We start from the raw sequence: 12,073 nt of genomic DNA on the forward strand, positions 1-12,073 counted from the left end.
CCCTAATCCAAAAATAGAAATCAAAAAAACACACAAACCCCAACTGGTATAATGATTTCAACCAAAAAACCGCTTCACCCATTGGGTGAAAACACAAAAGACAACCACATCCCTTTTATACACAACCAAACCTTACTGCGTTTATGAAAATTTTAAACTACAAACTGTCCTCTACCAACGAACTTTTAACCGCTCGCATTGGATTACTTGCTACTGCACATACCATTAACACATTGAGTTTGTCTAATACCATTGATCAACACTTCCCAGCCCTTGGTAGCAATTGTGCACTCAAAGCCTCCACTTTTATCAATACCTTGATATTAAGTCAACATGAAGGTGGTCAGTGCTTAGATGATACTACCCACATTGCCAAAGACAAGGCGCTACGCTTAATCACCAATCAAAGCGTGCCAACCCCACAGGCTATTGGCATTTGGCTTCGGCGTTTAGGTGAAGACAACCAAGGAATCAAAGCCTTACAAAAGGTCAATAAAACTGTGCTTAAAGCCACGCTTAATCATTGCAAAAACATCACCCTTGATATTGATGCCAGTGAAGTCATTGCCAATAAAGCTGATGCTCAGTGGACTTATAAGAAACACAAGGGCTATATGCCAATAATAGGACATATCGCCCAAACAGGGCAGATTGTTGCCACTAACTTTAGGGCGGGTAATGTATCACCAGCAAAAGACAACCTTGACTTTATCAAAATCTCTCAAGACGCATTACCTAAAGGCACTAACATCAAAAAACTTAGAATAGACGCAGCAGGCTATCAAGCCAGTATTATTGATTATTGCTTTGAACATGATATTGAATTTAGTATCAGAGCAAAGATATGTCAATCTCTTAAAGATATTTTTGTAGATAAGGACAACCAATGGCAACCTTTGGTTGATAAAAAAGGCAAAGCCATTGATGGGCAAGCCACTTTTAGAATGCGCCATTTTATGGGTAATAATGGCAAAGTCTTTGATTTAGTCGTGCAAAGGAGCTCTGTTACTGGGCAGGTAGAATTAGACTTAGAATTAGACAGCAATAACAGCACCCAAGCCCCTGAACAAATCACCAGTGGACAATATATTTATCGCTCTATCGCCACCAATCTTGAAACTTTGAGTGACAGCAAGGTTATCCATTTTTACAACCAACGAGGTGAAGACAGTGAAAACCGTATCAAAGAATTGAAAAATGATTTTGGTGCAAGACAAATGCCTTGTGGTGATTTTAATGCCAATGCCTTGTATTTTGATATTTGTAGTTTGTCTTACAACTTGTTTGCACTAATGCGTCAAATATTACCCCTTGAATTTGCCAATAAAAGAGCCAAGTATGTGCGCAATCGCTTCTATGCTATCGCCGCTAAAGTACTTCAACATGGCAGACAAGTGATTGTTAAGTGCCAAGCACAATATTATGACTTACTTACTCAGGTGCTAAACAACATCAAAGCGTTTAAGCCGTTGCTATCTTGATTTAAACGAACAACAAAACAAGCCCTGCCTAAACAAAGGAGGCTTAAGCACACCTGAAAAACCTAAACGATCCAAAATATCGAATAATTTGTGCTGATCTTATCAAATTGGGGGTATTGTCTGTATTTTTATGGATGCAAGACTTGAATGGGGTGGTTTTTTAGGATTTTGATTGGTATTTTTTGGGTTGGGTGGTTCTATTTTTGGATTTGGGGAACACTCTTAATCTAAAAATGCAAAACAGTGTATAATGCGCTTTCCCTTGCTTGACTGGGTACCAACTTGGCAAGCTATTTTTTTAATATAACCATAAGGAGAAAACACTCATGAGACACTATGAGATTACACTAATTGTGCATCCTGATCAATCAACACAAGTTGAAACGATGATGGGCAAATACAAAGAGATTATTACTGCCGATGGCGGTAAAATTCACCGTGAAGAAGACTGGGGTCGTAAACACCTTGCTTATCCAATCAACAAAATTTATAAGGCGCATTACTTAATGTTAAATATTGAGTGTGACCAAGAGACACTTGATAAATTAAATTACAACTTCCGTTTTAACGATGCTATTTTAAGGAATTTAATCATTTCCAAGAAAGGCGCAATCACTGAGGCTTCAGTAATGATGAATGCCAAAGACTCAGACGAAAAAAAGAAAGATAGGAGATAGGAGAGTATTATGGCTAAGCAACAAAAGAGAAAACGCAGACCTCAAATTAAAATCAACACTTTTTGTCGTTTCACAGCAGCAGGTGTTAAAGAAATCGACTATAAAGATGTAGATGTTTTGTTAAAGAACATTGACGAAGGTGGCAAAATTACCCCATCAAGAATGACGGGCACAAGCGCCAAATTCCAGCGTCAATTAACCACTGCAATCAAGCGTGCTAGGTTCCTAGCATTGATTCCTTACACTGACAAGCATAAAAAATAGGAGTTAATCATGCAAGTAATTTTATTAGAAACAATTGGTAAGATGGGTGGTTTAGGTGATGTCGCTAATGTTAAAGCGGGTTATGCACGCAACTTCTTAATTCCACAAGGCAAGGTGAAGCCAGCAACAGCAGCTAACCTAGCAGAGTTTGAAACCATAAAGGCCGATTTAGAGGCAAAAGAAGTAGCTGCAATCAAAGCAGCGCAATCAAAAGCAGATGCAATGGCTGGTACGGTTTGTTCACTTAAAGCGAATGCAAGTGAAGAAGGTAAGCTATTTGGTTCTGTTGCCACAGCAGACATTAAAGCAAGTTTGGCACAAGCAGGTCATGAAGTTGAAAAATGTGATATTAACTTACCCGAAGCAATTCATCATGTTGGCGAGTATGATATTAGTATCACTTTACACACTAGTATCACTGTTGACATCAAGGTGGTGGTTGAGGCCTCTGAAGAAGTGCAATAAAGAACAACAAATCAAATGTTATAAAAAACCCTCTTTGCGAGGGTTTTTTATTGTCTACTTGTTTTGATTGGGTTTTTGATGAAACATTATGGGGCGCTAACAATAAATTAAGTTAAAATTAAGTCCTTGTCTTGCAAGGTTTTTACTGCTTATTTTTTACAATCATTATGGATATTGAAAACATTAATATACCGCCAAATTCAATCGAATCAGAGCAATCTGTGCTCGGTGGCTTGCTATTGCATAACGAAGCATGGGACCAAGTAGCCGATGCTATCAACAAAGATGATTTTTATACTGCCTCACACCGACTTATCTTTGAAGCAATTAAACTACTGTTAGAACACGCAGAGCCTGCAGATATTCTAACGGTTAAAGAACGATTAAAAAAAACAGGTGATGAAGAAGCTGTGGGTGGCTTTGCCTATTTGGCACAAATTGCTGAGAATACACCCAGTGTTACAAACATTCAAACCTATGCCAAACATGTGCGTGAGTTGTCTGTTTATCGACGATTGATTCAAGCTAGCCACACAATTTCCGACAAAGCCTACAACCCAAAAGACATTGAACTGCAAGAATTAATTGATTTGTCTGAAAGAGAAATATTTGATATTGCAGAGCATATCAATCGTGGCAAACAAGATGTTATTAATGTTAAAGATATGACTAAGGATGTGGCTAATTTAGCGCATGAATGGGCAGAAAGTAAGGGTGGATTAACAGGGCTAGAAACTGGTTTCACGGAATTAGACAAAAAAACTTCAGGCTTGCAAAAAGGTGATTTAATCATTATTGCAGGTCGCCCTTCTATGGGTAAAACAGCCCTTGCAATGAATATTGTCGGTAATGTGGCTATTCAACAAAGTAAACCCGTATTGGTATTTTCTCTAGAGATGCCGACTGAAGCATTAATACTTAGAATGATTTCTTCATTTGGACATATTGATAGCAAAAAAATTCGTGCAGGTGAGATGACAGAAACTGATTGGAATAGTTTTAGTCATGCTATTAGTGCAATGGATAAAAACGATATTTTAATTGACGAAACACCTTCTATTACCCCAACAGAAATTCGTGCAAAATCCCGTCGCATTAAAAGACAATACCCTGAGTTAGCACTGATTATGGTGGATTACTTGCAGTTGATGACGGTACACGGAAAGAGTGAAAACCGAGTGCAGGAAATATCAGAAATCTCTCGCTCCCTTAAAGCACTGGCTAAAGAAATTGGTGTACCTGTGATTGCCTTATCACAACTTAATCGTGGTGTTGAATCACGCCCCAAGCCCAATAAAGGTCGGATGCCACAAATGTCAGATTTGCGCGAATCAGGCTCGATTGAGCAGGATGCTGATATCATTGCTTTCGTTTATCGAGACGAGCAATATCATGATGAAAATTATTCCAATCCAGAAGAAGTTGGCAAGGCAGACCTTCAAATCGCCAAGCATCGTAATGGCGAAACTGGTGGCATTAAACTTGCATGGATTGGTCAATACACTCGTTTTGAAGATTTGGCACCTGATTCTATGGCGCAGTACACACCTGATGATGCGATGATCGATGCGGCCTACGCCAACAGCGAAGCCAATTTCGAAGCAGAAGATTTTTAATTCTCTTGAATTAATATGCGTGGCGTGGCAACAATCTCTCAATCTGCATTATTGTATAACTTATCCGTTGTCAAAAAGTATGCGCCACAAGCAAAGGTCGTAGCAATGGTGAAAGCCAATGCTTATGGTCATCAACTAGATTTGGTTACACCACTACTTGAAAACGCCGATATTTTAGCGATAAGCGAGATAAAAGAAGCGCAAAAACTCAGACGAATAAGCGACAAACCTATTTTATTATTATCAGGCGTTCACTCTAGTAAAGAGTTACAACAAGCGATAAATTTGAATTGCCATTGTATGGTGCATCATAGCTCACAAATCACGCTCATTAATAACACAACACAAACATTAAACATTTGGTTGAAGATTGACACAGGCATGCATAGACTTGGTCTATCAAGTGATGAGTACCAGCAATGTTTGTCCAGTTTTAAGTCTAATCCACTGATTAATATCAAATGTGTCATGAGTCACTTTGCTTGTGCAGATGAACAAAATCATCCAATGAATCAAGCACAGCTTAAGACATTCAACACATTAACAGACAATAAAAATAATCGCTCTATGGCAAATTCTGCTGCGATTTTATCACTACCAGAATCGATTTTTGATGTGGTGCGCCCTGGCATTATGTTGTATGGTGCTTTGCCTTTTAAGGATAATCGTTTTACACTTAAGCCTGTTATGCAACTATCAGCGCCTATTATCTCCATCAAAACATTACAAACAGGTGATTGTGTTGGTTATGGTGCAAGTTGGACAGCTAATAAACAAACCACTATAGCAATAATTGCCATTGGTTATGGTGATGGCTATCCTAGGCATGCAACAAACACCACGCCTGTATTGATTAATGGCGCATTGCATCTATTGGTAGGTCGCGTATCAATGGATATGATAGCCGTAGATATCGGTAGCGCAAAAGTAGCCATTGGTGATAAGGCAATTTTGTGGGGGGATAAAAAACTGCGGGTTGAAACCGTGGCACATCATAGTGGCACTATTGGTTATGAACTATTAACAGGTGTTAGCGCTCGAGTAAGCTTTGTTAGTGAAAAATAAAAAATGAAACATTTTATCCAAATCAGCGATTGTCATATTGATGATAACGCCCAGACCATGGAAGTTGACAGCCATATAAACTTAGCAAAAGTTGTTGATAAAATCGTTACCCTACAAAGTGATGCATTGCTAATTAGTGGTGATTTGACACACAATGGCACGCCTCACTCTTACAAAAAGTTAAAAGAAATTCTCACACCTATTGAAACTGATATTTTTGTCATTGCTGGAAATCATGATGACTCAAATAATCTTGCTAGTGAGTTTGGCGCTTGTTTATTTGATTGTATTACACTGGGCGCTTGGGATATTATTAACATTGACTCGGTACAACTAGGTAAAACCAGTGGCTTTGTCACAAAAAATGCACTCACAACACTGGATAAACAACTGCAACATTCCAATACAAAATATAATCTTATTGTCTTACACCACCCTATCGTGCCGATGAATAGTGCGTGGGATGACGCCTTATCTTTGGAAAATCCACAGGACTTATTTGCCGTGTTAGACAAACACCCTAAAATACAAGCAGTGCTGTTTGGTCACGCACACGAGTCGGCAGAATTTGATAAAAATGGTTTAAAAATTATCGCCTGTCCATCAACTGCCACGCAGTTTAATGACGAACGACGCATTGGCTTTAATTATTACACCCTTTTTGATGACGGTTGCTTAGACTATGAAACACAATGGATAAATTCTTAAAATCTTTATACACACAACGTAGTCCTAAGACTTACAGGGAAGTCTCAAGGTTGTTCGAATCAAACTACCAAAAGATTTTGAACCTCATTCCCACGCTCAAAGATATTACACATAATAGTGTGATATGTCATGACAATGAGCAAGATTTGTATTTATTTGTTGAAGATAAAACACCTTACACTGCCATCTTTATACTCACACACAAACTCGGCTCGCTAAATCGTCCTGATATTAAATTTAAGGTGTATTTTGATGCCGAACTCTTAGAAGTATTATCAGTTTGTAATGAAGCCACACTGAACAGTACACATCCATATCTTGCACAATGCAATGATATGAATTATACAATGGGAACTTAACATTTTTATTGAAAAATGGATAGAATACTGTCTGGATAAATATAAAGGATTTACATGGCACACGCAGTAGAAAAAAATGCGGATGGAAAACTGGTTGTTGCCATCTCATCAAGGGCATTGTTTGACTTAGACAAATCGCACAAAATATTTAAAGAACAAGGTGTTGAAGCGTATGCTAAACATCAGCAAGAAAATGAAGATGTTGTACTAAAGCCTGGTGTTGGCTTTACTTTGGTGAAAAAACTACTAAATCTTAACAGCAAGAAAACACCGATTGATGTGGTTTTGCTTTCTCGCAACAGTGCTGATACAGGTTTGCGTATTTTTAATTCTATTGAACATTATGATTTAAATATTGCCAAAGCTGTATTCACCCGTGGCGAAAGTACACACACTTATTTAGATGCGTTTAATGCAGATTTATTCTTATCCAGTCATTACAAAGATGTACAAAAAGCCATAGCATCTGGTTTTGCCGCTGCATCAATTGTTGGCTCTGGTACCAAAAACGCACACAATACGCAGCTGCGTATTGCCTTTGATGGTGATGCTGTGTTATTTTCTGATGAGGCTGAGAAAATTTTCCAAGAAAAAGGACTGGATGCCTTTTCAGCAAACGAAAAAAAATCTGCTAATATTGAATTAAAATCAGGTCCATTTAAGTGTTTCTTAAAATCATTACACAACATTCAATCCTCATTCCCAGAAGAAGACAACCCAATCAGAACAGCTCTTGTTACCGCTAGAGGTGCGCCCGCACATAAACGCGCTATCAAAACATTGCGCGCTTGGAATATCCGTATTGACGAGTCTTTCTTTTTAGACGGACTTGATAAAGGCGTATTTCTCAAAAAATTTGGCGCTGATATCTTCTTTGATGACCAACACAAACACTGCCAATCAGCCGCCGAATATGTGCCTGCCGGACATGTACCAAACGGTATTATTAATAAGTAAATCATAGTAAAATACACCCAATTTATTATTTAACTTAGCAATGTCAAACAAAATCAATGCCATCCGAGGAATGAACGATTGTCTACCCAAAGACTCTCATTTGTGGCTGTCGTTAGAAAAAATCATCTTTGATACATTTATTGCTTATGGCTTTAAGAATATCCGCACCCCAGTCGTGGAAAAGACTGATACTTTTTGTCGTGCAATTGGACAAACAACAGATATTGTTGAAAAAGAAATGTACACTTGGACGGACTCAAATGGCGATTTATTAAGCCTTAGACCTGAAAATACCGCAGGTGTGGTGCGTGCAATGATTGAGCATAATCTACCAAGAGAAGGCATTCAAAAAGTCTTTTATCAAGGCGCAATGTTTAGACACGAGCGCCCTCAAAAAGGTCGCTATCGTCAGTTTCATCAAATTGGCGCTGAGGTATTCGGTGCACATAATGCAAAGAGTGATGCTGAATTAATTGCCATCACGCATTCATTGTGGCAAAACTTAGGACTAAAGAATATCACCTTAGAAATCAACACACTTGGCTCTAACGAGGCACGCGCTAACTATCGAAGCGTATTGGTTGACTATTTCACGCAGCACAAAGACCAATTAGACGAAGATTCGACAAGGCGCTTAAAAACCAATCCGCTTAGAATTCTAGATTCTAAAAATGAGGATCTACATACATTGATTGAAGCAGCACCTAAATTAATGGCACATCTAGACGAAGAATCTGCCAAGCACTTTGATGCGTTTAAAGCATATTTAGAATGTATGGATATTCCTTATGTCATTAACACGCGTTTGGTGCGTGGATTGGATTATTACAATCGCACCGTATTTGAATGGACCACCACTGACTTAGGTGCACAAGCTACAATATGTGCGGGTGGTCGCTACGATAGTTTGGTCGAAAAAATGGGTGGCAAGCCTTGCCCCGGCGTTGGTTTTGCACTGGGTTTAGAGCGTCTGATTTTATTGATTCAAGAGCAAAATTTATCAATTACTGGTGATACACTGTCTGCTTATATCGTGGCATTAGGTGATGAGGCACAAATAAAATCATTGCAAATTGCCGAGCAACTCCATGAAGCATTACCAGCATTAATCCTTTATAATGATATCACGATGGGTAGTTTCAAATCGCAATTTAAAAAAGCTGATAAAGCGAATGCCGATTTTGCTATTATTTTAGGAGAAAAAGAGTTAAACAACAACCAAGTAGCGATTAAACCGCTCAAAGGTCAAGGTGGACAACAAGCAATGCGTATAGAAGACGCAATAAATTATTTAAAAGGAGAAATATGAAAAATTTTATTGAAGTAAGAAAAACCGACGAAGAACAAGCTGAACAAATCAAAAAGTGGATTAAAGAAAATGCGTTGCAGATTATTGTTGGTGTGTCTCTGGGTTTAGGTGGTCTTTGGGGTTTTGATTATTATAAAGGACAACAGCGCCAACAGACTGTTCAAGCACGAGGTTACTACTTGTCAGTGGTCGCCAACCCGAATAATACTAATGCTTTAAAGACACTTAAAGAAAATCATGCTCAGAGTACTTACGCACAGCAAGCAGATTTGGTAATGGCAAAACAAGCAGTCAGCCAAAAAAATTATCAAGACGCACTTAATTATTTATTGCCATTAACCAACAGCACAAATAAATTTATCGCACAAAATGCAAAATTTAAAGCGGTCAGTGTGTATTTAGAAATCAATGATGCCGATAAAGCCCTTAGTACATTAGGAGAAAACACCAACAAAGCATTTGGTGCTTTGTATGACCATATCAAAGGTGATATTTATTTTGCACAGAATAATATTGACGCTGCAAAAAAACATTACCAATTGGCAATATCTCAATTAGATAAGGGTTCAAAGTTAGTGTCTTTAATTCAAATCAAACTCAATGATTTAAATTAATTGCTAAGCATCTTTTGCTATGTCCGTTATCTCTCTCGTTGGACGCCCAAATGTTGGTAAGTCCACCTTATTTAATCGCCTAAGTAGATCGCGTCAGGCATTAGTGTCTGACTTTGAAGGTTTAACACGCGACCGTCAATACGGAGAAATTTTATTTGACAATGACAGCGAAACTTATGTCACATTAATTGACACTGGCGGTCTAACTAATCAAGACAATATTATTGATAACGGCATCCAATCGCAGGTGCTCAATGCACTTGAAGAGTCTGATATTATTTACTTTATTCTCAGTAGTCGAGATGGTGTGATTGGCTTGGATAGAGAGATTGCTATTCAATTACGAAAACTCAAAAAAGATATTGTTTTGGTTTGTAATAAAGCCGAAGGCCTAGACCCCTCTTTAGCGACAGAATTTTACGAGTTAGGCTTAGGCGAGCCACAACTCATCTCAGCAGAACACGGGCAAGGGATTGGTGATTTAATTGATTACACCCTACCGTTACTTCCAAAAGAAGAGGGGGAGGAGCAGGAAGCCGAAGTTAAAGGTATCGCAGTTGCAGTTTTAGGTCGGCCGAATGTTGGTAAATCTACCTTGGTTAATCGTATATTAGGCGAAGAGCGTGTCTTGGCAATTGACTTACCCGGCACAACCCGTGATAGTATCTACATCCCTTTTGAACGAGAGGGGCAAAAATACACATTAATTGATACTGCAGGTATTCGTCGTAAACGCTCCACACATGAAAAGGTTGAAATATTCTCAATTTTAAAAGCGAAAGAAGCGGTAGAACGCTCTCATGTAGTAATATTGGTATTAGATGCACATGAAGGCATTACTGAACAAGATGCGACCTTATTAGGCATGAGCGCCGATAACGGTAGAGCCTTGCTCATTGTGATTAACAAATGGGATGGGCTGGATGCTTATCAAAAACAAGAAGTAAAGCGTAAATTAGAAGTTAAATTATCGTTTGTTAGTTACGCCAGTGTGCATTACATCTCTGCCCTACATGGATCAGGCGTTGGTAAGTTATTCGCACCCATTATCAAAGCTTACAAAAATGCAGGTGCTGAGTTTAGCACCCCTGAACTCAACAAGATTTTGGCAGATGCTAACCATGGACACCAGCCACCCCCTGTCAAAGGCAGGCGACTTAAGATTAAATATGTTAATCAAACCGATGTGTTTCCACCCACTTTAACTTTTCATGGCAACCATTTGCAAAGTGTGCCTAATGCTTACGACCGCTACTTAAAAAACTTCTTTATCGACGCCTTAAGACTTAGCAATACACCAATGCATATTGAATATAAGAGTGGGGACAACCCTTTTAAAGGTAAGAAGAATAGTTTAAACGCTAGACAAATTTCTAAAAAGCGTCGTCTAATGAAATTTATTAAAAAGAAGAAATAAAAAGCACTCCATCTTCTTTTATTTTGTACGCTATATGTCTTTATTGTGACACTATTTCCAACTTATCAGCATCTTTATCAAATTTAATGTGCAGTTCACAGTAGCCATTTTCATAACTTATTGCCTGTGATGGGTCATCACTACAAGCGCATCCTGCTAGCACTTCACGAAAAAATACACCTGTTTTTAATTGAATAATATTCTCAGATTCAGCACTTGAAAGAATTGCAATCTCAATAGAATCTTTGTCAATATCTCCACTATGATGGCAACACACAGCAAGTGGCAAGTCATCAAGTATCAAGGATTTAAACGCTTGCTTGAATTTATCATTTTCAAATTTATCACATATCTGGCGAATTCAACCCATAAGTGCAACACTTCCATTTAAAAAATAGTCCTTGCCAGTCATCTTGGCAAAGACCTCAAATGGGGTCTTGTACCCCAAGCATTTCCTAGGTCTATTATTCATTAAATCTGTTGCCCTAAATGCTTCTTTCTCACTCACATTATCCAAAGCCATTCGCTTAGGGAAGAATTGCCTTAACAGTCCATTGTGATTCTCGTTTAAGCCCCTTTCCCAACTATGATACGGCTTGGCAAAGTAAGTGTTACAGTCAAGATTTTCTGCTAGCTTTTCATGCCAACTAAACTCCCTGCCATTGTCAAAAGTCAAGGTTTTGACCCAATGTTTAAGTGGAGTGAGTCGTTTATTGATAGCGTCATTTGCATTTTGTGCGGTTTTGTTGACAATGGGTAGTGCAAGATATAGCCTACTCTTACGCTCAGCAAGAGTGGCAAAGCCACCTTTGTGTCCTTTACCAATAACCAAGTCAACTTCCCAGTCGCCAATGCGAGTGCGAGCATCAACAATACTGGGGTGCTCATCAATGTCAATGCGATTAGGTATCCTACCTCGATAATCATTTTTGCCATAGCGTTTTCGATATTTCTTATGCTGATGGCGTAGGTATTTGTAAAGCGCTCCGCCTACCGCTTTGTCTTGCAAGACAAAGCGGTAGGCGGTTTCAGTGCTAATTTTAATCTTTTTATCTAATTCCAAGCGTCCCATGATTTGTTCAGGACTCCAATATTCTTTTAGCTTTTCACTAATGTAATTTTTAACACAATCTGTGAGTTT

14 protein-coding genes are annotated in these 12,073 nt (G+C 38.5%); 12 read left to right on the plus strand and 2 right to left on the minus strand.

What is annotated here, in order from left to right:
- Window positions 1-143 precede the first annotated feature (143 nt).
- The 12 genes from BHECKSOX2_RS08390 to der all read left to right on the plus strand — a co-directional run bounded on the left by BHECKSOX2_RS08390 (window position 144) and on the right by der (window position 10,932).
- On the plus strand, window positions 144-1,481 hold the full coding sequence (locus BHECKSOX2_RS08390; RefSeq protein ID WP_139682100.1) for an IS1380 family transposase: 1,338 nt from the start codon (window positions 144-146) through the stop codon (window positions 1,479-1,481).
- 326 nt (window positions 1,482-1,807) lie between these two features.
- Window positions 1,808-2,158 (plus strand): 30S ribosomal protein S6, encoded by a 351-nt coding sequence (gene rpsF, locus BHECKSOX2_RS08395; protein ID WP_139683209.1) that lies wholly within the window; start codon window positions 1,808-1,810, stop codon window positions 2,156-2,158.
- 9 nt (window positions 2,159-2,167) lie between these two features.
- Complete coding sequence (rpsR, locus tag BHECKSOX2_RS08400; protein WP_139683210.1) at window positions 2,168-2,422, plus strand: 30S ribosomal protein S18; 255 nt, start codon at window positions 2,168-2,170, stop codon at window positions 2,420-2,422.
- Between the two features lie 9 nt (window positions 2,423-2,431).
- On the plus strand, window positions 2,432-2,887 hold the full coding sequence (rplI, locus tag BHECKSOX2_RS08405) for a 50S ribosomal protein L9 (RefSeq protein WP_139683211.1): 456 nt from the start codon (window positions 2,432-2,434) through the stop codon (window positions 2,885-2,887).
- 167 nt (window positions 2,888-3,054) lie between these two features.
- Window positions 3,055-4,503, plus strand: coding sequence for a replicative DNA helicase (gene dnaB / locus BHECKSOX2_RS08410; RefSeq protein WP_139683212.1), 1,449 nt, complete (start codon window positions 3,055-3,057; stop codon window positions 4,501-4,503).
- A 15-nt stretch (window positions 4,504-4,518) separates the two neighbouring features.
- The gene (alr, locus tag BHECKSOX2_RS08415; protein WP_245391359.1) at window positions 4,519-5,568 is read left to right on the plus strand and encodes an alanine racemase; all 1,050 of its coding nucleotides are present in this window, start codon (window positions 4,519-4,521) and stop codon (window positions 5,566-5,568) included.
- A 3-nt stretch (window positions 5,569-5,571) separates the two neighbouring features.
- On the plus strand, window positions 5,572-6,276 hold the full coding sequence (locus BHECKSOX2_RS08420; RefSeq protein ID WP_139683214.1) for a metallophosphoesterase family protein: 705 nt from the start codon (window positions 5,572-5,574) through the stop codon (window positions 6,274-6,276).
- 77 nt (window positions 6,277-6,353) lie between these two features.
- Complete coding sequence (locus tag BHECKSOX2_RS08425; protein ID WP_180323725.1) at window positions 6,354-6,635, plus strand: DUF1249 domain-containing protein; 282 nt, start codon at window positions 6,354-6,356, stop codon at window positions 6,633-6,635.
- A 54-nt stretch (window positions 6,636-6,689) separates the two neighbouring features.
- The gene (locus BHECKSOX2_RS08430) at window positions 6,690-7,592 is read left to right on the plus strand and encodes a 5'-nucleotidase (RefSeq protein WP_090717751.1); all 903 of its coding nucleotides are present in this window, start codon (window positions 6,690-6,692) and stop codon (window positions 7,590-7,592) included.
- A gap of 40 nt (window positions 7,593-7,632) precedes the next feature.
- Entirely contained in the window at window positions 7,633-8,901 is a 1,269-nt protein-coding gene (gene hisS, locus BHECKSOX2_RS08435; RefSeq protein ID WP_139683216.1) for a histidine--tRNA ligase, read from the plus strand.
- A complete protein-coding gene (locus tag BHECKSOX2_RS08440) occupies window positions 8,898-9,515 on the plus strand; it encodes a YfgM family protein (RefSeq protein ID WP_139683217.1) in 618 nt (205 codons plus the stop codon). Before hisS ends, BHECKSOX2_RS08440 begins: the two co-directional genes overlap by 4 nt.
- A gap of 19 nt (window positions 9,516-9,534) precedes the next feature.
- Window positions 9,535-10,932: a ribosome biogenesis GTPase Der gene (gene der / locus BHECKSOX2_RS08445; protein ID WP_139683218.1), complete on the plus strand. Its 1,398-nt coding sequence runs from the start codon at window positions 9,535-9,537 to the stop codon at window positions 10,930-10,932.
- A gap of 40 nt (window positions 10,933-10,972) precedes the next feature.
- Here der and BHECKSOX2_RS08450 read toward each other — a convergent pair whose 3' ends face one another.
- Both BHECKSOX2_RS08450 and BHECKSOX2_RS08455 read right to left on the minus strand, forming a co-directional pair.
- Complete coding sequence (locus BHECKSOX2_RS08450; protein ID WP_139683219.1) at window positions 10,973-11,236, minus strand: hypothetical protein; 264 nt, start codon at window positions 11,234-11,236, stop codon at window positions 10,973-10,975.
- A 57-nt stretch (window positions 11,237-11,293) separates the two neighbouring features.
- Window positions 11,294-12,073: IS30 family transposase (locus BHECKSOX2_RS08455; protein WP_139682242.1), on the minus strand; the 780-nt coding region annotated here is incomplete at its 5' end.

This window comes from thiotrophic endosymbiont of Bathymodiolus puteoserpentis (Logatchev), from assembly GCF_900127505.1.
In the GTDB taxonomy this organism is placed as follows: domain Bacteria; phylum Pseudomonadota; class Gammaproteobacteria; order PS1; family Pseudothioglobaceae; genus Thiodubiliella.

Excerpts from the sequence above, each read along its gene's own strand:
- BHECKSOX2_RS08390 (WP_139682100.1), top strand. The coding sequence starts at position 144 with ATGAAAATTTTAAACTACAAACTGTCCTCTACCAACGAACTTTTAACC.
- rpsF (WP_139683209.1), top strand. The coding sequence starts at position 1,808 with ATGAGACACTATGAGATTACACTAATTGTGCATCCTGATCAATCAACA.
- rpsR (WP_139683210.1), top strand. The coding sequence starts at position 2,168 with ATGGCTAAGCAACAAAAGAGAAAACGCAGACCTCAAATTAAAATCAAC.
- rplI (WP_139683211.1), top strand. The coding sequence starts at position 2,432 with ATGCAAGTAATTTTATTAGAAACAATTGGTAAGATGGGTGGTTTAGGT.
- dnaB (WP_139683212.1), top strand. The coding sequence starts at position 3,055 with ATGGATATTGAAAACATTAATATACCGCCAAATTCAATCGAATCAGAG.
- alr (WP_245391359.1), top strand. The coding sequence starts at position 4,519 with ATGCGTGGCGTGGCAACAATCTCTCAATCTGCATTATTGTATAACTTA.
- BHECKSOX2_RS08420 (WP_139683214.1), top strand. The coding sequence starts at position 5,572 with ATGAAACATTTTATCCAAATCAGCGATTGTCATATTGATGATAACGCC.
- BHECKSOX2_RS08430 (WP_090717751.1), top strand. The coding sequence starts at position 6,690 with ATGGCACACGCAGTAGAAAAAAATGCGGATGGAAAACTGGTTGTTGCC.
- hisS (WP_139683216.1), top strand. The coding sequence starts at position 7,633 with ATGTCAAACAAAATCAATGCCATCCGAGGAATGAACGATTGTCTACCC.
- BHECKSOX2_RS08440 (WP_139683217.1), top strand. The coding sequence starts at position 8,898 with ATGAAAAATTTTATTGAAGTAAGAAAAACCGACGAAGAACAAGCTGAA.
- der (WP_139683218.1), top strand. The coding sequence starts at position 9,535 with ATGTCCGTTATCTCTCTCGTTGGACGCCCAAATGTTGGTAAGTCCACC.